The organism is Streptomyces sp. CRN 30, assembly GCF_034105845.1.
Genome location: NZ_JAVRHI010000129.1, coordinates 1 through 18,476 on the forward strand (window position 1 = coordinate 1; position 18,476 = coordinate 18,476).

Consider the following 18,476-nt stretch of genomic DNA (forward strand, 5'->3'; position numbering starts at 1 on the left):
ACGAACCGCACGGTCAGCGAGCGGTCGGTGTAGGCGCGCAGCGCCTCGTAGGCCATCGCCGGGCCCAGATCCGAGCCGCCGATACCGATGTTGACCACGTTGCGGATGCGCCGGCCGGTGTGCCCGGTCCACTCACCGGAGCGGACCCGGTCCGCGAACGCGGCCATCCTGTCCAGCACCGCGTGCACCTTGGGCACCACGTTCTCGCCGTCCACCTCGACCACCGCGTCCCGCGGCGCGCGCAGCGCGGTGTGCAGCACCGCCCGGTCCTCGGTGGTGTTGATCCGCTCACCACGGAACATCGCGTCCCGCAGCCCGAACACGTCCGTCGCGGCCGCGAGCTCCCGCAGCAGCGCCAGCGTCTCGTCGGTGACCAGGTGCTTCGAGTAGTCGACGAGCAGATCGCCGACCTGGAGCACGTACCCGGTGCCGCGCCCGGGGTCGGCCGCGAACAGTTCGCGCAGCTGTACCTCGCCCAGCTCCTCCCGGTGCTCGGCCAGTGCCGCCCATGCGGGCGTCTGGTCGATCCGGCTGCGGCTTCCTGCGTTCATCCGGTCTTCCGCCTTCTTCCGTTCCGTCCTGCGTGCGTATCTCGAAGATACGTCCGCCGTGCGCGCCGCTCTCAGCGCGGCGCGGACAGTACGAAGAACGCGGCCGGACACCGCTCGGTGCCCGGCCGGATCGAATGCCTAGATCTCGCCCCTCAGTTTGGCGAGCGCCTCGGCGAGGATCGCCTCGCCGTCCGCGTCGCTGCGTCGCTCCCGCACGTACGCGAGGTGCGTCTTGTACGGCTCGGTGCGCGGCGGGTCCGGCGGGTTGTCCCGGTCCTGCCCCGCCGGAAAGCCACAGCGCGGGCAGTCCCAGGTCTCGGGCACCTGCGCGTCGCTGGCGAAGCTCGGCTGCGTCTCATGCCCGTTGGAGCACCAGAAGGAGATGCGCAGCCGCGGCGCGGACTCGCCGCGCTCGGCCTCGCCCATCGGCCCCGCCCCGACCCGGCTTCCTCGGATCGCGTTGCCACTTGCCACGGTCGTAACTCCCTGCGTGATGGTGCCGCGAAGCGAGTCGGCGTGACGCTTCGCTGCGAGCGCCTCAGTCTACGTAAGGCCCAACGCGCGTCCAGTGATTGGAGTTACACCCCGCTTACCAGACGCAAGCCCCATGATAGGCCGCGCCGTTGGGCGCGTACCGACCATGGGGCTTTACGTGCGGATTGCTGCGTCTGTGACGTACTGGTGTACCTGTGTGCCGCGTTCCGGTCAGTTGTTGACCTTCATCAGCAGCGCAAGGACGATGATGCACGCGAACCACAGCAGACCGACCACCACAGTGATCCGGTCGAGGTTACGCTCGGCGACCGAGGAGCCTCCGACGGACGACTGCATGCCTCCGCCGAACATGTCGGAGAGGCCGCCGCCCTTCCCCTTGTGCATCAGCACCAGCAGCATCAGCAGCAGGCTGAAGACGATCAGGGCGATCGAGAACCCCATAACCACGGCTGGACCAACTTCCTCGGACAGATTGGGACGACGGGGCCGGTGGCGAGCCACCGGGCCCCGCAAGGGTACGACGGATCGTTCCTAGCGCATACTCACTGGTCGCGGAAGCGCACGATCCTGACGAACTCGTCGGCGTCCAGCGAGGCGCCGCCGACCAGGGCGCCGTCGATGTCGGGCTGCGCCATGATCTCGGCGACGTTCCCGGACTTGACCGAGCCGCCGTACTGGATGCGGATCTTGTCGGCCACGTCCTGCGAGTACAGCTCGGCGAGCTTGCCGCGGATCGCTCCGCACACCTCCTGGGCGTCCTCCGCGCCGCAGACCTTGCCGGTGCCGATGGCCCAGACGGGCTCGTAGGCGATCACGACGGTCTCGGCCTGCTCGGCCGGGACGTCCTTCAGGCCGCCCTCGACCTGGGCGAGCGTGTGCGTGACGTGGTTGCCCGCCTCGCGGACCTCCAGCTCCTCGCCGACGCACAGGATCGGGGTGAGGCCGTACTTGAAGGCGGCCTTGACCTTGGCGTTGCACAGCTCGTCGGTCTCGGCGTGGTACTGGCGGCGCTCGGAGTGCCCGACCGCCACGTAGCTGCACTTGAGCTTGGCGAGCATCGAGCCGGAGATCTCACCGGTGTACGCGCCGGAGTCGTGCGCCGAGATGTCCTGGGCGCCGTACTTGATCTTCAGCTTGTCGCCGTCGACCAGGGTCTGCACGGAGCGCAGGTCGGTGAAGGGCGGCAGGACGGCGACCTCGGTGGCCTCGTGGTCCTTGTCCGCGAGGGCGAAGGCGAGCTTCTGGACGTGGGCGATGGCCTCGAGGTGGTTGAGGTTCATCTTCCAGTTGCCCGCCATGATCGGCGTGCGGCCCTGTTCGGGAGTGGTCATCGAGGGTCAGTCCTCCAGTGCGGCGAGGCCGGGGAGCGTCTTGCCCTCGAGGTATTCGAGGGAGGCGCCGCCGCCGGTCGAGATGTGGCCGAAGGCATTCTCGTCGAAGCCCAGGGTGCGTACGGCCGCGGCGGAGTCTCCGCCGCCGACGACCGAGAACGCCGGGGAGTCGACGAGGGCCTGGGCGACGGCCCGGGTGCCCTCGGCGTAGTCGGGGTGCTCGAAGACGCCCATGGGTCCGTTCCAGAAGACGGTGCCCGCGTCGGCGATCTTCGAGGCGTACAGCTTGCGGGTCTCGGGGCCGATGTCCAGGCCCATCTGGTCGGCGGGGATGGCGTCCGCGGCAACGGTGCGGGGGTCCGAGGGAGCCTTGGTCTTCAGGTCCGGGAACCCGGCCGAGGTCACCACGTCGACGGGGAGGACCAGCTCGATGCCGTTCTTCTCCGCCCGCTCGACGTACTCCCGTACGGCCGGGAGCTGGTCCTGCTGGAGGAGGGAGGCGCCGACCTCGTGGCCCTTGGCCGCGAGGAAGGTGAACACCATGCCGCCGCCGACGAGGATGCGGTCCGCCCTGCCGAGCAGCTGGTCGATGACGGCGAGCTTGTCGGAGACCTTCGAGCCGCCGAGGACCACGGCGTAGGGCCGCTTGACGTCCTCGGTGAGCTTCTTCAGCACGCCGACCTCGGTGGAGATGAGGTACCCGGCGTAGTGCGGCAGCCTGGCCGGCAGGTCGAACACCGAGGCGTGCTTGCGGTGCACGGCGCCGAAGCCGTCGCCCACGTACACGTCGGCGAGGGCGGCGAGCTGCTCCGCGAACGCGCCGCGCTCGGCGTCGTCCTTGGCCGTCTCGCCCGCGTTGAAGCGGAGGTTCTCGATGACCGCGACCCGGCCGTCGGCGAGGTCCGCGACGGTGGCCGTGGCGGTCTCGCCGACCGTGTCGCCGGCGAAGGCGACGTCGGCGCCGAGCAGCTCACCGAGGCGCGCGGCGGCCGGGGCGAGCGAGAAGGCCGGGTCCGGGGCGCCCTTGGGGCGGCCCAGGTGGGACGCGACGATCACCCGCGCGCCCGCTTCGGCCAGCGCCTTGACGGTGGGCACGACGGCGCGGATGCGGCCGTCGTCGGTGATGGTGGTGGAGTCGAGCGGCACGTTGAGGTCGGCGCGGACGAAGACCCGCTTGCCCGTCACTCCTTCGGCGAGGAGTTCGTCGATCGTCTTCATGGGGGTTCTCCTGACAGGGTCTGAGCTGTTTCCGCGGACGACGCCGCACGGCAGGCAGCGCAGGGCCCGGGAGCGCCGTTCCGCGCTGCCCGAGCCCTGCGCTCACATCGAGGTGCCTGCTCCGGGACTCAGAGCTTGCCGCCGACGAAGACCGTGAGGTCGACGAGGCGGTTGGAGTAACCCCACTCGTTGTCGTACCAGCCGACGATCTTGATCTGCTTGCCCTGGCTCATCGTCAGGGACGAGTCGAAGGTGCAGGAGGCCGGCCAGTTGACGATGTCCGAGGAGACGATCGGGTCCTCGGTGTACTCGAGGATGCCCTTGAGCTCGCCCTCGGCGGCCTTCTGGAACGCGGCGTTGATCTCGTCCTTGGTGACCTCGCGCTCGAGCTCGACGACGAGGTCGGTGACCGAGCCGGTCGGGACCGGGACGCGCATGGCGATGCCGTCCAGCTTGCCCTCGAGCTGCGGCAGGACCAGGGCGGTGGCCTTGGCGGCACCGGTGGTCGTCGGGATGATGTTCTCGGCGGCGGCACGGGCGCGGCGCAGGTCCTTGTGCGGGAAGTCAAGGATGCGCTGGTCGTTCGTGTACGCGTGCACCGTCGTCATCATGCCCTTGACGACGCCGAAGCTCTCGTCGAGGACCTTCGCCATCGGCGCCACACAGTTGGTGGTGCAGGAGGCGTTGGAGATGACGTGGTGGTTGGCCGCGTCGTACTTGTCCTGGTTGACGCCCATCACGATGGTGATGTCCTCGTCCTTGGCCGGAGCCGAGATGAGGACCTTCTTGGCACCGCCGGCGATGTGCTTCTCGGCATCCGCCTTCTTGGTGAAGATACCGGTGGACTCGATCACGATGTCGACGCCCAGCTCGCCCCACGGGATGTCGGCGGGGTTGCGCTCGGACAGGACCTTGATGGTCCTGCCGTCGACGGTGATGGTGTCCTCGGTGTGCGACACCTCGGCCTTGAGGCGGCCCAGGATGGTGTCGTACTTCAGCAGGTGAGCGGTGGTCGCGGTGTCACCCAGGTCGTTGACGGCCACGACCTCGATGTCCGCACCCTGCTCCAGCAGCGCGCGGAAGTAGTTGCGGCCGATGCGGCCGAAGCCGTTGATGCCTACGCGGATCGTCACGAACCGATCTCCTCGTTGGTACGCCGGCCTTCAGATGCCGGCGAGCTGTATGGGATGTCCCCGACCGCATACGACCCTACCTCCCTGGGCCCCCGGTGGTGACATTGAGATGGCCCATACCCGGCGGGGCGTTCCGTACCCGCCAGTAGGGGTACGGAACGCCCACCCTCTCATGCGCCGGTCACCGCGCCCCGGCCGGTCCGGCCGGCGCGGCAGGCTGATGACAGTCCACGGTCAAGTCGAGGACGCCCGTGGCGTGGACGGCCGCGAGCGGCCCGGCGCGCGGGCGCCGGGCCGTTCAGCCCACCAGGTTGTCGGCGAGTTCGTCGGAGAGGTTGGCCTCCGTGCCGGGAACGCCGAGGTCGGCGGCGCGCTTGTCGGCCATGGCCAGCAGCCGGCGGATACGGCCCGCGACGGCGTCCTTGGTCAGCGGCGGGTCGGCGAGCGCGCCCAGCTCCTCCAGGGAGGCCTGCTTGTGCTCCATGCGCAGCCGTCCGGCCGCCGCGAGGTGCTCGGGGACCTCGTCGGCGAGGATCTCCAGGGCACGCTGCACCCGGGCGCCCGCGGCGACGGCGGCGCGCGCCGAGCGGCGCAGGTTGGCGTCGTCGAAGTTGGCGAGACGGTTCGCCGTGGCGCGGACCTCGCGGCGCAGCCGCCGCTCCTCCCAGGCCAGTACGGCGTCGTGGGCGCCGAGGCGGGTGAGGAGGGCGCCGATGGCGTCGCCGTCCCGGACCACGACCCGGTCCACCCCACGCACCTCGCGGGCCTTCGCGGGGATCGACAGCCGGCGGGCGGCGCCGACCAGCGCGAGCGCGGCCTCCGGGCCCGGGCAGGTCACCTCCAGGGAGGAGGAGCGGCCCGGCTCGGTGAGCGAGCCGTGCGCCAGGAAGGCCCCGCGCCAGGCGGCCTCCGCGTCACAGGTGGCCCCGGAGACCACCTGCGGGGGCAGGCCGCGGATCGGGCGGCCTCGGCCGTCGACGAGCCCGGTCTGGCGGGCCAGCTGGTCACCGCCCGCGACCACCCGCACCACGAAGCGGGAGCCGCGGCGCAGCCCCCCGGGTGCCATCACGATCAGTTCGGAGCCGTGGCCGAAGATCTCCAGGATGTCCTGCTTGAGCCGGCGCGCCGCCCTCCCCGTGTCCAGCTCCGCCTCGATCACGATGCGGCCGCTGACCAGGTGCAGCCCGCCCGCGAACCGGAGGATCGCCGAGACCTCCGCCTTTCTGCAGCAGGTCCGGGTGACGGGTAGCCGGGCGATCTCGTCCTTCACCGCTGCCGTCATCGCCATGGGCCGATCCTTCCATGCATCCGAAAAATACGGTCGTACGCGGCGGCCAACAGCTCCGGGTCGTGCCGCGGAGTTCCGTCGGTCCTGGCCACCGGCGCCAGCTCGACCGCCGCTCCGAACCCCTTGGCGGCCTCGGTGAGCGATTCGCGGTCGGGCACGGCGGCCGTGTCGGCCAGCACCACGTCCAGGGCGAGTTTAGGGGCGTGTCGTGCCAAAACCTCCAAATGACGCTGCGGGGAGAACCCTTCGGTTTCTCCGGGTTGCGGCACGAGGTTCAGGGACAGGACGCGGCGCGCCTTGGTGGCCGTGAGGGCGTCCAGCAGTTCGGGCACGAGCAGGTGGGGCATGACCGAGGAGAACCAGGAGCCGGGTCCGAGGACCACCCAGTCCGCGTCGAGGACCGCCGCGACGGCCTCGGGCACGGCGGGCGGGTCGTGCGGCACCAGGTGCACGGACTGGACCTCGCCCTGCGTGAGGGCGACGGTGGCCTGCCCCCGTACCGTGTCGACGTCGTCCGGGCGGTCCGGGTCGTGCCCCTTGACCAGCGCCTGCAGCTCCAGGGGCACGGCGGACATGGGCAGCACCCGGCCGTGCGCGCCGAGCAGCCTGCCGACCAGGTCGAGCGCCTGGACGTGGTCGCCGAGCTGCTCCCACAGCGCGACGATCAGTACGTTGCCGACCGCGTGCCCGTGCAGGTCGCCCTCGGTCTGGAAGCGGTGCTGGATGACGCGCGCCCAGGTCTGCCCCCAGTCGTCGTCGCCGCACAGCGCCGCCAGCGCCTTGCGCAGGTCGCCGGGCGGCAGCACGCCCAGCTCGTCGCGGAGCCGCCCGCTGGAGCCGCCGTCGTCGGCCACGGTGACGACGGCGGTGAGGTCGCCGGTGATCCGGCGCAGGGCGGCGAGCGAGGCGGACAGGCCCATGCCGCCGCCGAGCGCGACCACTTTGGGCTGGGCGCCGCGGCGGCGCGGGCGGCCGCCGCGGGCCCCGCGTGCGTCCCGGCTGTCGCGTGCGTCGCCGGATCTGCCCCCGCGGCCCTCGGGGGCGACCCTGCGCAGTCGGTTCAGCCGCGGTGTGCGTCCGGTCATTCGCGGCCCATGTCCCGGTGCACGACCACGGTCTCCACGCCCTGGGAGGACAGCCGGGCGGCGAGCTTCTCGGCGGTGGCGACCGAGCGGTGCTTGCCACCGGTGCAGCCGACCGCGATGGTCACGTACCGCTTGCCCTCGCGGCGGTAGCCGGCGGCGATCAGCTGGAGCAGCTCCGTGTAGCGGTCGAGGAACTCCTTGGCGCCGGGCTGGCCGTAGACGTAGGCCGACACCTCCTCGTTGAGTCCGGTGTACGGGCGCAGCTCGGGGACCCAGTGCGGGTTGGGCAGGAACCGCATGTCCGCGACCAGGTCGGCGTCGACGGGGAGGCCGTACTTGAAGCCGAAGGACATGACGGTGGCCCGCAGCTCGGGCTCCTCCTCACCGGCGAACTGGGCGTCCATCTTGGCGCGCAGCTCGTGCACGTTGAGGCTGGAGGTGTCGATCACCAGGTCGGCGTCGCCGCGCAGCTCTCGCAGCAGTTCCCGCTCGGCGGCGATGCCGTCGACGATGCGGCCGTCGCCCTGGAGGGGGTGCGGGCGGCGCACGGACTCGAAGCGGCGCACCAGGGCGTCGTCGGAGGACTCCAGGAAGACGATCCGCCGGGTGACCTGCCGGGCCTCCAGGTCGGCGAGGGACTCGCGGAGGTTGTCGAAGAAGCGGCGTCCGCGCACGTCGACGACGACCGCGATCCGCGCCACGTTGCCCTGGGAGCGGGCGCCGAGCTCCACCATGGTGGGGATCAGGGCGGGCGGCAGGTTGTCGACGACGAACCAGCCGAGGTCCTCCAGACACTTGGCCGCCGTGGAGCGGCCGGCGCCGGACATGCCGGAGATGATCACCAGCTCGGGGATGGCCGCCTCGGGGCCCCCGGCCGGTTCGATGCCCGTACTCACGTGTGCTCCGTCTTCCTGTGGCGCCGGGTGCCGCGGGCCCTGGCCGCCCGCCTCCTCGCGGGCGGCCGGCTGCCGCTGCGCCGTGCGCTCCTCCTGCCTGTGCTGCGTCTGCTGCGCGGGCGTCGTCCGTGCATCGTGCACCGTGTGCGCGCGATGTGCCGCGCCCACCCCGGGTACCGCGTCCGCGGCGTCCGGCCGCGCCACCTGTCGCTCCGCGCCACGCCCGTCGTCGGGCTCGTCGTGCTCGGTCATCTCTCCTGCCCCCGTCGTTCGTCGGGGAGGCCCGCGGACACGGGTTCCCCCGAGGAGTCCGCCGTCGTCCCGGACTCCGCGCTCTCCTCGTCGTCGTCGATGATCTCTCCGGTCGCCGTGTTCACGGCGGGTGCGGCCGGGGCCGACCGGGCCAGCGCGACCGCGATGGTCTCCGCCGTCTTGCGGCCTATGCCGGGCACCTCGCAGATCTGCTCGATCGTCGCGGACCGCAGTCGCTTCACCGAGCCGAAGTGTTTGATCAGCGCCTGCTTGCGGGTCTCGCCGAGGCCCGGCACGTCGTCCAGGGGACCCGACCGGATCCGCTTGGCCCGCTTGGTGCGCTGGTAGGTGATCGCGAAGCGGTGGGCCTCGTCGCGGACGCGCTGCAGCAGGTACAGGCCCTCGCTGGTGCGGGGCAGGACGACCGGGTCGTCCTCACCGGGCACCCACACCTCCTCCAGCCGCTTGGCCAGCCCGCACACGGCGATGTCGTCGATGCCGAGCTCGTCGAGGGCCCGGCGGGCGGCGGCGACCTGGGGCTGTCCGCCGTCCACGACGACGAGCTGGGGCGGGTAGGCGAAGCGCTTGGGACGGCCGTCCTCGTCCTTGAGCCGTCCCTCGGCGTCCAGCTCCTCGCCGTCGGCCCACTCACCGGTCCGCTCCTTCTCGGCGAGGTACCGCTTGAAGCGGCGGGTGATCACCTCGTGCATGGAGCGGACGTCGTCCTGGCCCTCGAAGCCCTTGATCTGGAAGCGTCGGTACTCGCCCTTGCGGGCCAGGCCGTCCTCGAACACGACCATGGACGCCACCACGTCCTCGCCCTGGAGGTGCGAGATGTCGTAGCACTCGATCCTGAGGGGCGCGCCGTCCAGCTCCAGGGCGTCGGCGATCTCCTCCAGGGCGCGCGAGCGGGTGGTCAGGTCGGAGGCGCGCTTGGTCTTGTGGAGGACGAGCGACTGCTGCGCGTTGCGCTGCACGGTCTCCATCAGGGCCCGCTTGTCGCCGCGCTGCGGGATGCGCAGCGACACGCCCGCGCCGCGGCGGCCGGTCAGCCACTCCTGGACGGGCTCCAGGGGGTCGGGCAGGGCCGGGACCAGGACCTCCTTGGGCACGGAGTCACCGGTCTCCTCCCCGTACAGCTGCTGGAGGGCGTGCTCGACGAGGCCGGCCGTGGTGACCGCCTCCACCCTGTCGGTCACCCAGCCGCGCTGGCCGCGCACCCGCCCGCCGCGGACGTGGAAGATCTGCACGGCCGCCTCGAGCTCGTCCTCGGCCACCGCGATCAGGTCGGCGTCGGTCGCGTCGGCGAGCACGACCGCGTTCTTCTCCATGGCCTTCTTCAGGGCCCCGATGTCGTCGCGCAGGCGGGCCGCCTTCTCGTACTCCATGTCCTCGGCCGCTTCCGCCATCTGCCGCTCCAGGCGGCGGATGTAGGTGCCCGTACGGCCGGCCATGAAGTCGCTGAACTCCTCGGCCAGCTCCCAGTGGTCCTCTTCGGAGATGCGCTCGACGCAGGGGGCGGAGCACTTGCCGATGTAGCCCAGCAGGCAGGGGCGGCCGGTGCGGGCGGCGTTCTTGAAGACCCCGGCCGAGCAGGTGCGCACGGGGAACACGCGCAGCAGCAGGTCGACGGTGTCGCGGATCGCCCACGCGTGCGCGTACGGGCCGAAGTAGCGCACGCCCTTCTTCTTGTGGCCGCGCATGACCTGTACCCGGGGGTACTGCTCGTTCATGGTCACCGCGAGGTAGGGGTAGCTCTTGTCGTCGCGGTACTTGACGTTGAACCGGGGGTCGAACTCCTTGATCCAGGAGTACTCCAGCTGGAGGGCCTCCACCTCCGTGGACACCACCGTCCATTCCACGGACGCGGCCGTGGTGACCATGGACCGGGTACGCGGGTGGAGGTTCGCCAGGTCCTGGAAGTAGTTCGCCAGACGCTGGCGCAGGCTCTTCGCCTTCCCGACGTAGATCACCCGGCGGTGCTCGTCGCGGAACCGGTAGACCCCGGGGGTGTCCGGGATCTCTCCCGGCTTGGGGCGGTAGCTGGAGGGGTCGGCCATGTCAGACACCCTACTGGCGGTGACCGACATCGCGACGGCCCTGGGGACAGTGGCCCGGCATCCTCACGCAGCGTGCCGGTCCGGGGACCGGCGGCACACCCGGAGGGGCGGATTCCGCTCCGTGGGCGCCCGGCCGGCGCAGCCGCCGCGAGCTGCCGGTCCGGCATACCGGTGGCATGTGCCGGGCGTCGACGACACGCCGGGTTCCAGCCGTCATCATCCACCCCTGCGACCCGCCTTCCGGTGGGCTCCGGGGAGCCCGCCACCGGTCCGGGCCGCGCGTTTCTGCACAAGTGGGCCATGTCGGCCCACGCGGCACACCATTCCCCGGGGCCCGGAGCACGGCAACCGGCCCCGTGCGGAGCGAGGCCGGTGTTGCGCTGCCGGTGTTGTCGGCGCATGGTCAACACGCTTCAATGCGGGATGACTTGGGGCAGCCCACCGCCCTCGCGAGGGCGGTGCCCGCGTTCCCGTCACGCTCCGGCGGCGCCCCGGCAGTCCTCGCGAACGGCCCGACCAGCCGTCGCGCTCCCTCACAGAGAGGCCCCTGCATGCGGCACGGCACAGAGCACGCGGACGTCGGCACGGCGGGCACGGCGGAGTTGGAGTCGGCCCTGCGGGGCGGCCCCTTCCACGTCGCGCTGCGGGCCGCGATCGCCGCACGGGGGCTGCCGCTGCAGCGCGTCCAGCACCACCTGACGCGGTACGGGGTCAGGGTCGGCGTGACGAGCCTGAGCTACTGGCAGCAGGGGGCCCGGCGCCCGCAGCGCCCCGAGTCGTTACGGGCCGTGCGCGCCCTGGAGGAGATCCTCCACCTGCCGGACGAGTCGCTGATCCGCCTGCTCGCCGGGGGTGGGGAGCGTCCCGCCCCGGAGCGTTCGGGCCGCTCGTACCGCTCCGTCGTGGCGGCCTCGGGCGTACTGGAGCGGCTCCTGGGGGAGCTGGAGGCCTCGCTGGACGGCGGGCTGCAGACCATCGGCCACCACGAGCGGGTGCGGATCGGCACGCGCCGTGAGCTGCTCGCGCGCGAGTCGCACCACATCGTGCGCGCCCACAAGGACGGCGTGGACCGCTACGTGGCGGTGCACCACGGCGACCCGGGCTGCGCGCCCGAGCGCATGGCGGTGCGCGCGCTGGAGAACTGCCGCACCGGCCGGGTGCGCTGGCACCAGGACACCGGGGTGCTCGTCGCCGAGCTCCTCTTCGACGTGCGGCTGCGCATCGGCGATACGTTTCTCTTCCGGTACGGCGTCGAGGACGGGACGGCCGGCGCGTCCCGCGAGTACGTACGGGGGTTCGGCTGCACCGGCGGGCAGTACGCGCTCCAGGTGCGCTTCGACGAGCAGGCCCTGCCCGCCCGCTGCCACCGGTTCACCCAGCACACGGCGGCGGCCCCGCGCAGCGGTCACCGGGAGCTCGCCCTGAGCTCCCGGCACCGCTCGGTCCACCTCGTCGAGCCCCGTGTGCGCTCGGGGATCCTGGGCATCGGGTGGGAATGGGAGTGACCGGCTCCGGCCACCGTACGTAAACGCTTGCGCAAACGTTTACCCGGGAGGCTCCCGTACGGTACGTTCCGCCCGGACACAGCCGTCCGCCCGCCGCTCACGAAGGGGTGCCCCGTGGCCACCATGGTCGACGTCGCGCAGCGCGCGGGTGTGTCCGTGGCGACCGTCTCCCACGTGCTCAACAACACGCGCGCGGTACGGCCCGAGACCAGACGGCTGGTCGAGGACGCCATCGACGCGCTCGGCTACACGCACAACACGCTGGCCCGTTCGCTGGTGACCGCACGGACCCGGTCCATCGGGCTCGCGGTGCCGGCCGCCGGCAACCCGTACTTCACGGAGATCGTCCAAGGGGTCGAGGCGGGCGCGCTGGAGCACGGTTACAGCCTGCTGATCGCCGATCCGCACGACGACCCGGAGCACGAGCGGAAGGCCGTCCGGCTGCTGCACGAGCGCCGCGTGGACGGCGTGGTCGTCGCGGCCTCCGCGCACCCCGCCAAACTGCTGCGCTACCTGGCCAGGCACGGGGTGCCGGCGGTGTTCCTGGACCGGCTGGTGCGCCCCACCGGCTCCCCCGACACCCCGGGTACCTACGACACCCCCGTTACCTACGACACCCCCGGTCCCCACGGCACCCCCGACGGCGACCCGTTCCCCTTCGACCAGGTCGCCACCGAGAACGCCGCGCCGACCGCCCGGCTGGTCACCCACCTCGCCGGGCTCGGCCACGAGCGCATCGCCCTGGTCGCGGGCCTGCCCGGGCTGAGCACCACCGAGGAGCGGATCAGCGGGTACCGCCTCGGTCTCTCGACGGCGGGGCTGCCCTTCTCCGACGCCCTCCTCGTGCACGGCGACTCCGACGCGGAGACGGCCCGGCGGGCCACCCTGGAGCTGTTCGACGGCCCGGCGCCCCCGACCGCGCTGGTCACCGGCAACAACGCCATGACCATCGGGGCCCTGCGCGCCCTCGGCGAGCTGGGCCTGTCGGTGCCGGACGACGTGGCGCTGTGCTGCTTCGACGACTTCGCGTGGGCCGACCTGTTCCGGCCGCGGCTCACCGCGATCGCCCAGCCCGGCAAGGAGATCGGCGCGCACGCCGTGCGGCTGCTCCTGGACCGGCTCGACTCCCCCGGGCGTCCCGCGCGCACGGTGCGGCTGCCCTGCGCCTTCGTCCACCGCGGTTCCTGCGGATGCCCGGAGGAGGCCGGGGAGACGGCGGGGGCAGGGAGAACGACAGCAAGTGACAGCATGCGAGGAAGGACCATCCCGTGATCGTCGTCGCCGGTGAGGCACTGATCGACCTGGTACCGCAGGGGGCGGGCGCGCTCGCCGACCTGCGGCCCGCGCGGGGCGGCGGCCCCTACAACACCGCTGTCGCGCTGGGCCGGCTCGGCACGCCGACGGCCTTCCTCTCCCGTGTCTCGCGCGACCCGTTCGGCGAGGCGCTGGTGGAGGGGCTGCGCGCGGCGGGCGTCGACGTGACGTCCGTGCAGCGCGGAGCGGAGCCGACGACCCTCGCCGCGGCCTCGATCGACGAGGGCGGCTCGGCCGCGTACTCCTTCTACGTCGAGGGCACCGCGGACCGCCTCTTCGAGGCGCCGGCGCACCTGCCGGAGGGCGCCCGGGCGGTCTCCTTCGGCACCTGCTCGCTGGTCCTGGAACCGGGGGCGAGCGCGTACGAGGAGCTGATGCGGACCGCGGCCGCGCAGGGTGTCTTCACGGCGCTCGACCCGAACATCCGGGCCGCTCTGATCCCGGACGCGGACGCCTACCGGGCCCGGTTCAAGAGCTGGCTGCCCTCGGTGTCGCTGCTGAAGCTCTCGGAGGAGGATGCCGAGTGGCTGGGCGGCACACCGCGCGAGTGGCTGGCCGCGGGCCCCTCGGCCGTCGTGATCACGCAGGGCGGCGACGGCCTGACCGCCTTCACCCGGGACGGCTCCGTGTACCCGGTCCCGGGGGTGCAGGTGGAGGTGGTGGACACCATCGGCGCCGGTGACACGGTCAACGCGGCCCTCCTGCACGGTCTGGCCGTACGCGAGGCCCTCTCCCCCACGGCGCTGTCCGCCATGACCGCCGCGGACTGGGCCGAGCTGCTGGACCTCGCCGCGCGCGCGGCCGCGATCACCTGCTCACGGGCGGGCGCGGAGCCGCCGTACGCGGCGGAGCTGGAGGGGTAAGGGGCCCGGTCGGCCGAGGCCGGAACGTGCGGCGCCCCGGGGTGCTCCCCCGGGGCGCCGCACGTCGGCCGAGCTGCGTACCGGCCCTCCCGTCAGGCCTTGCGGGCGCGCGCCGCCTTCTTGGCGGGGGCCTTGGCCGTCACCGTCTTCCTGGCCCTGGTTCCGGCAGCGACGGTCTTCCTGGCCGTCTTCCGGCCCGGGGCCTTCACCCGGGCGGCGTCGCTGACGCGCTCGGCGCCCAGGATCTCGCGCAGGAACTTGCCGGTGTGGCTGGCCGGGACCCCGGCGACCTGCTCGGGCGTGCCCTCGGCGACGACGAGGCCGCCGCCGCTGCCGCCCTCGGGGCCCATGTCGACGAGCCAGTCGGCGGTCTTGATCACATCGAGGTTGTGCTCGATGACGATGACCGTGTTGCCCTTGTCGACGAGGCCGGACAGCACCTGGATGAGCTTGCTGATGTCCTCGAAGTGCAGACCGGTGGTCGGCTCGTCGAGCACGTACACCGTGCGCCCGGTGGAGCGCTTCTGCAGCTCGCTCGCCAGCTTGACGCGCTGCGCCTCACCGCCGGAGAGCGTGGTGGCGGGCTGGCCGAGCCGGACGTACCCGAGACCGACCTCGGTGAGCGTCCGCAGGTGGCGGGAGATGCCCGGCACGGCCTCGAAGAAGTCCAGGGCCTCCTCGATGGGCATGTCGAGGACGTCTGCGATGGACTTGCCCTTGTAGTGGACGTCCAGGGTCTCCCGGTTGTAGCGCGCCCCGTGGCACACCTCGCAGGGGACGTAGACGTCCGGCAGGAAGTTCATCTCGATCTTGATGGTGCCGTCACCGGAGCAGTTCTCGCAGCGGCCGCCCTTGACGTTGAATGAGAAGCGGCCGGGGAGGTAGCCGCGCACCTTCGCCTCGGTGGTCTCCGCGAACAGCTTGCGGACGTGGTCGAAGACACCGGTGTACGTCGCCGGGTTGGACCGCGGGGTGCGGCCGATGGGCGACTGGTCGACGTGCACGACCTTGTCGACGAGGTCGTCGCCCTCCACGCGGGTGTGCCGGCCGGGCACGCTGCGGGCGCCGTTCAGCTCGCGTGCCAGGTGGGTGTACAGGATGTCGTTGACCAGGGTCGACTTTCCGGAGCCGGACACGCCCGTGACGGCCGTGAGCACGCCGAGCGGGAAGGAGACGTCGACGTCCTGGAGGTTGTTCTCGCGGGCGCCGTGCACGGTGAGGGCGCGGCCCGGGTCGACCGGGCGGCGGACGTCCGGGATGCCGATCGCCTTCTTGCCGGCCAGGTACTGACCGGTCGTGGAGGCGTCGTTGTCCAGCAGCTCCTTGTAGGTGCCGCTGTGGACGACCTTGCCGCCGTGCTCACCGGCGCCGGGGCCGATGTCGACGACCCAGTCGGCGACCTTGATCGTGTCCTCGTCGTGCTCGACGACGATGAGCGTGTTGCCCATGTCGCGCAGCCGGACCAGGGTCTCGATCAGCCGGTGGTTGTCGCGCTGGTGCAGGCCGATGGAGGGCTCGTCGAGCACGTAGAGCACGCCGACCAGGCCGGAGCCGATCTGGGTGGCCAGGCGGATGCGCTGGGCCTCGCCGCCGGAGAGGGTGCCGGCCGCGCGGTTCAGCGACAGGTAGTCCAGGCCGACGTCGACCAGGAAGCGCAGCCGCTCGTTGACCTCCTTGAGAACGCGCTCGGCGATCTTCTTGTCGCGCGCGTCGAGCGTCAGCTCGCCCAGGAAGTCCGCGCAGTCGCTGATGGACATCGCGGAGACCTCGGCGATGGACTTCTCCATGACCGTGACCGCGAGGACGATCGGCTTCAGGCGCGTGCCCTCACAGGTGGGACAGGGCACCTCGCGCATGTAGCCCTCGAAGCGCTCGCGGCTGGTGTCGCTCTCGGCCTCGCTGTGCCGCCGCTTCACGAACGGGACGGCGCCCTCGAAGGCCGTGGTGTACGCGCGCTCGCGCCCGTACCGGTTGCGGTAGCGGACCTCGACCTGCGTCTTGTGGCCGTACAGCAGGGCCTTCCTGGCGCGCTGCGGGAGGCCGGCGAAGGGAATGTCGGTGCGGAAGCCCAGCGCCTCGGCGAGGGCCCCGATCAGCCGCGCGAAGTAGTCCTTGGTGTGCCCGTGCGACCAGGGGTGTATGGCGCCCTCGTCGAGGGACTTGTCCTCGTCGGGGACGATCAGCTCCGGGTCGACCTCCATGCGCGTGCCGATGCCGGAGCAGTCGGGGCAGGCGCCGAAGGGCGAGTTGAAGGAGAAGGAGCGGGGCTCCAGCTCCTCGAAGGACAGGTCGTCGTACGGGCAGTACAGGTGCTCGGAGAACATGCGCTCGCGCTCGGGGTCGTCCTCGGGGAGGTCGACGAAGTCGAGGACGACCATGCCGCCGGAGAGGCCGAGCGCGGTCTCCACGGAGTCGGTGAGGCGGCGCTTGGCGGAGTCCTTCACCGTGAGGCGGTCGACGACCACCTCGATGGTGTGCTTCTCCTGCTTCTTCAGCGTGGGCGCCTCGGAGAGCTGGACGGTCTGCCCGTCCACCCGCGCGCGGGAGTAGCCCTTGGTCTGGAGGTCGGCGAAGAGGTCGACGAACTCGCCCTTGCGCTCGCGCACCAGCGGCGACAGCACCTGGAAGCGGCTGCCCTCCGGCAGCTCCAGGACCCGGTCGACGATGGCCTGCGGCGACTGCCGCGAGATCGGGCGGCGGCACTCGGGACAGTGCGGCTTGCCGATGCGGGCGAAGAGCAGCCGCAGGTAGTCGTAGACCTCGGTGATCGTGCCGACCGTCGAGCGCGGGTTGCGGGAGGTCGACTTCTGGTCGATCGAGACGGCCGGGGAGAGGCCCTCGATGAAGTCGACGTCGGGCTTGTCCATCTGCCCGAGGAACTGCCGGGCGTAGGAGGACAGCGACTCCACGTAGCGGCGCTGACCCTCGGCGAAGATGGTGTCGAAGGCCAGCGAGGACTTGCCCGACCCCGACAGGCCCGTGAAGACGATGAGCGAGTCACGCGGCAGGTCGAGCGAGACGTTCTTCAGATTGTGCTCGCGCGCGCCACGGACGATGAGACGGTCGGCCACGCCGGTCCGCACCTTTCTTGAGTGAGTGACAGGGGCGGGGCCCCCGTCGATCCCAGACTAGGGGGAGCCACTGACAGCGCCGGTCCTGTTTCCCCGTTCACAACAATCCCGGGCCTTCCAGCATGCCCGACGCCGCCATCGAGCCTATAGCACGCGCATTCGATTTACGGGGATCTCCGGCCTCCTTCACCCGGACGTGCGGCCGGGCTAGGGTCGGTCCCCATGATGGATCACGCGCGCGACCTGGCCTCTGTACACGACGCCACCGAGCGGCTCCTCAGCGCAGTCACCGCGCTGGACGGGCCCGCGGTGACCGAAGCCTCACGGCTGCCCGGCTGGACGCGCGGCCATGTGCTGGCCCACCTCGCCCGCAACGCGGACGCCCTGGTGGAGGTGTTACAGGGGCGCCCCATGTACGCCTCCGCGGACGCGCGGGAGGCCGACATCGAGCGGGACGCGCCGCGCTCCCTGGCCACCCAGCTGGCCGACGTCCGTGACAGCGCGGCCCGCTTCCAGACGGCCGCGGCCGCGCCCCAGGACTGGTCCCGCACCCTGGAGCTGCGCAACGGGGTGAAGGACGCCGCGGCCCGGGTACCGTTCCGGCGGTGGGCGGAGGTGGAGCTGCACCACGTGGACCTGGGGATCGGCTACGAGCTGGAGGACCTGCCCGGGGAGTTCACGGAACGGGAGATCGGCTTCCTCGCCGACCGCTTCGCCGGCCACCCGGACGTGCCGCACACCCGTGTGACCGACTCCGCGCGCGCGTGGGGCACGGGACGGGCGGGCGACCGGCCCGAGGTGACGGTGACCGGTGCGGCCCCCGAACTGCTCGGCTGGCTCGCGGGGCGCCGTGCCGGCTCGGGGCTCGACGTCTCGGGCGGCCCGCTGCCGACGCTGCCCCCGCTGTAGGGCACGCGGGCGCGTGCCCGCCGGCGGGGCCGGTCGCGCGACGCGGGCGCGGCCTGCTCCCCGTCACCGCTCCGTCCTAGACTGACCGCCATGACGTACAGCGGAGCGGTGAAGGTCGGCGGCCCGGCGGACGTGCACGAACTGCGGGACCTGATGATCTCCAAGGTCGCGGTCGGGCCGATGGACAACAACGCGTACCTTCTGCGCTGCCGGGCCACGGACGAGCAGTTGCTGATCGACGCGGCGAACGACGCCGGCACACTGCTCACGCTGATCGGCGACGACGGCATCACGTCCGTGGTCACCACGCATCAGCACGGCGACCACTGGCAGGCGCTGGCCGAGGTGGTGGCGGCCACGGGCGCGCGGACGTACGCGGGCCGGGACGACGCCGACGGCATCCCGGTGCCGACCGACGTCCCCGTCGGCGACGGCGACACCATCAGCGTGGGGCACGTCCGGCTCACCGCACGCCACCTGGTGGGCCACACGCCCGGCTCGATCG

15 protein-coding genes and 1 pseudogene are annotated in these 18,476 nt (G+C 71.9%); 5 read left to right on the plus strand and 11 right to left on the minus strand.

Features of this window, described 5'->3' with window-relative positions; genetic code table 11:
* From UW392_RS12230 to uvrC, 10 genes and pseudogenes are all read right to left on the minus strand, one after another.
* Positions 1 to 551, minus strand: a pseudogene (locus UW392_RS12230) (glucose-6-phosphate isomerase); the annotation flags it as partial.
* A gap of 138 nt (positions 552 to 689) precedes the next feature.
* On the minus strand, positions 690 to 1,025 hold the full coding sequence (locus tag UW392_RS12235; protein ID WP_003976875.1) for an RNA polymerase-binding protein RbpA: 336 nt from the start codon (positions 1,023 to 1,025) through the stop codon (positions 690 to 692).
* Positions 1,026 to 1,256: 231 nt separating this feature from the next.
* Complete coding sequence (gene secG, locus UW392_RS12240; RefSeq protein WP_189218465.1) at positions 1,257 to 1,487, minus strand: preprotein translocase subunit SecG; 231 nt, start codon at positions 1,485 to 1,487, stop codon at positions 1,257 to 1,259.
* Positions 1,488 to 1,588: 101 nt separating this feature from the next.
* On the minus strand, positions 1,589 to 2,344 hold the full coding sequence (gene tpiA / locus UW392_RS12245) for a triose-phosphate isomerase (protein ID WP_414495996.1): 756 nt from the start codon (positions 2,342 to 2,344) through the stop codon (positions 1,589 to 1,591).
* A 39-nt stretch (positions 2,345 to 2,383) separates the two neighbouring features.
* Complete coding sequence (locus tag UW392_RS12250; protein ID WP_320774958.1) at positions 2,384 to 3,595, minus strand: phosphoglycerate kinase; 1,212 nt, start codon at positions 3,593 to 3,595, stop codon at positions 2,384 to 2,386.
* 128 nt (positions 3,596 to 3,723) lie between these two features.
* Positions 3,724 to 4,728 carry a type I glyceraldehyde-3-phosphate dehydrogenase gene (gene gap, locus UW392_RS12255; RefSeq protein WP_320774959.1) on the minus strand — a complete coding sequence of 335 codons (1,005 nt, stop codon included), beginning with the start codon at positions 4,726 to 4,728 and terminating at the stop codon, positions 3,724 to 3,726.
* A gap of 298 nt (positions 4,729 to 5,026) precedes the next feature.
* The gene (gene whiA, locus UW392_RS12260) at positions 5,027 to 6,016 is read right to left on the minus strand and encodes a DNA-binding protein WhiA (RefSeq protein ID WP_320774960.1); all 990 of its coding nucleotides are present in this window, start codon (positions 6,014 to 6,016) and stop codon (positions 5,027 to 5,029) included.
* Positions 6,007 to 7,101, minus strand: coding sequence for a uridine diphosphate-N-acetylglucosamine-binding protein YvcK (locus UW392_RS12265; protein ID WP_320774961.1), 1,095 nt, complete (start codon positions 7,099 to 7,101; stop codon positions 6,007 to 6,009). Before UW392_RS12265 ends, whiA begins: the two co-directional genes overlap by 10 nt.
* A complete protein-coding gene (rapZ, locus tag UW392_RS12270; protein WP_320774962.1) occupies positions 7,098 to 8,249 on the minus strand; it encodes an RNase adapter RapZ in 1,152 nt (383 codons plus the stop codon). Before rapZ ends, UW392_RS12265 begins: the two co-directional genes overlap by 4 nt.
* Positions 8,246 to 10,309 carry an excinuclease ABC subunit UvrC gene (uvrC, locus tag UW392_RS12275; protein WP_320774963.1) on the minus strand — a complete coding sequence of 688 codons (2,064 nt, stop codon included), beginning with the start codon at positions 10,307 to 10,309 and terminating at the stop codon, positions 8,246 to 8,248. Before uvrC ends, rapZ begins: the two co-directional genes overlap by 4 nt.
* A 551-nt stretch (positions 10,310 to 10,860) precedes the next feature.
* Between uvrC and UW392_RS12280 the strand changes: the two genes are divergently transcribed.
* From UW392_RS12280 to UW392_RS12290, 3 genes are all read left to right on the plus strand, one after another.
* The gene (locus UW392_RS12280; protein WP_320774964.1) at positions 10,861 to 11,814 is read left to right on the plus strand and encodes a hypothetical protein; all 954 of its coding nucleotides are present in this window, start codon (positions 10,861 to 10,863) and stop codon (positions 11,812 to 11,814) included.
* Between the two features lie 114 nt (positions 11,815 to 11,928).
* Entirely contained in the window at positions 11,929 to 13,086 is a 1,158-nt protein-coding gene (locus tag UW392_RS12285; RefSeq protein WP_320774965.1) for a LacI family DNA-binding transcriptional regulator, read from the plus strand.
* Positions 13,083 to 13,991, plus strand: coding sequence for a carbohydrate kinase (locus UW392_RS12290; protein ID WP_320774966.1), 909 nt, complete (start codon positions 13,083 to 13,085; stop codon positions 13,989 to 13,991). Before UW392_RS12285 ends, UW392_RS12290 begins: the two co-directional genes overlap by 4 nt.
* Positions 13,992 to 14,083: 92 nt before the next feature.
* On the opposite strand, the gene uvrA is transcribed toward UW392_RS12290, so the two are convergent.
* Positions 14,084 to 17,062, minus strand: a complete 2,979-nt coding sequence (gene uvrA / locus UW392_RS12295) for an excinuclease ABC subunit UvrA (protein WP_320774967.1) — start codon at positions 17,060 to 17,062, stop codon at positions 14,084 to 14,086.
* 222 nt (positions 17,063 to 17,284) lie between these two features.
* Between uvrA and UW392_RS12300 the strand changes: the two genes are divergently transcribed.
* Together UW392_RS12300 and UW392_RS12305 are read left to right on the plus strand one after the other, a co-directional pair.
* Positions 17,285 to 17,971, plus strand: coding sequence for a maleylpyruvate isomerase family mycothiol-dependent enzyme (locus tag UW392_RS12300; RefSeq protein WP_320774968.1), 687 nt, complete (start codon positions 17,285 to 17,287; stop codon positions 17,969 to 17,971).
* A gap of 90 nt (positions 17,972 to 18,061) precedes the next feature.
* A partial coding sequence (locus tag UW392_RS12305) for an MBL fold metallo-hydrolase (protein WP_320774969.1) occupies positions 18,062 to 18,476 on the plus strand: 415 nt, incomplete at its 3' end.

Excerpts from the sequence above, each read along its gene's own strand:
- secG (WP_189218465.1), bottom strand. The coding sequence starts at position 1,487 with ATGGGGTTCTCGATCGCCCTGATCGTCTTCAGCCTGCTGCTGATGCTG.
- tpiA (WP_414495996.1), bottom strand. The coding sequence starts at position 2,344 with ATGGCGGGCAACTGGAAGATGAACCTCAACCACCTCGAGGCCATCGCC.
- UW392_RS12250 (WP_320774958.1), bottom strand. The coding sequence starts at position 3,595 with ATGAAGACGATCGACGAACTCCTCGCCGAAGGAGTGACGGGCAAGCGG.
- whiA (WP_320774960.1), bottom strand. The coding sequence starts at position 6,016 with ATGGCGATGACGGCAGCGGTGAAGGACGAGATCGCCCGGCTACCCGTC.
- UW392_RS12265 (WP_320774961.1), bottom strand. The coding sequence starts at position 7,101 with ATGACCGGACGCACACCGCGGCTGAACCGACTGCGCAGGGTCGCCCCC.
- rapZ (WP_320774962.1), bottom strand. The coding sequence starts at position 8,249 with ATGACCGAGCACGACGAGCCCGACGACGGGCGTGGCGCGGAGCGACAG.
- uvrC (WP_320774963.1), bottom strand. The coding sequence starts at position 10,309 with ATGGCCGACCCCTCCAGCTACCGCCCCAAGCCGGGAGAGATCCCGGAC.
- UW392_RS12280 (WP_320774964.1), top strand. The coding sequence starts at position 10,861 with ATGCGGCACGGCACAGAGCACGCGGACGTCGGCACGGCGGGCACGGCG.
- UW392_RS12300 (WP_320774968.1), top strand. The coding sequence starts at position 17,285 with ATGATGGATCACGCGCGCGACCTGGCCTCTGTACACGACGCCACCGAG.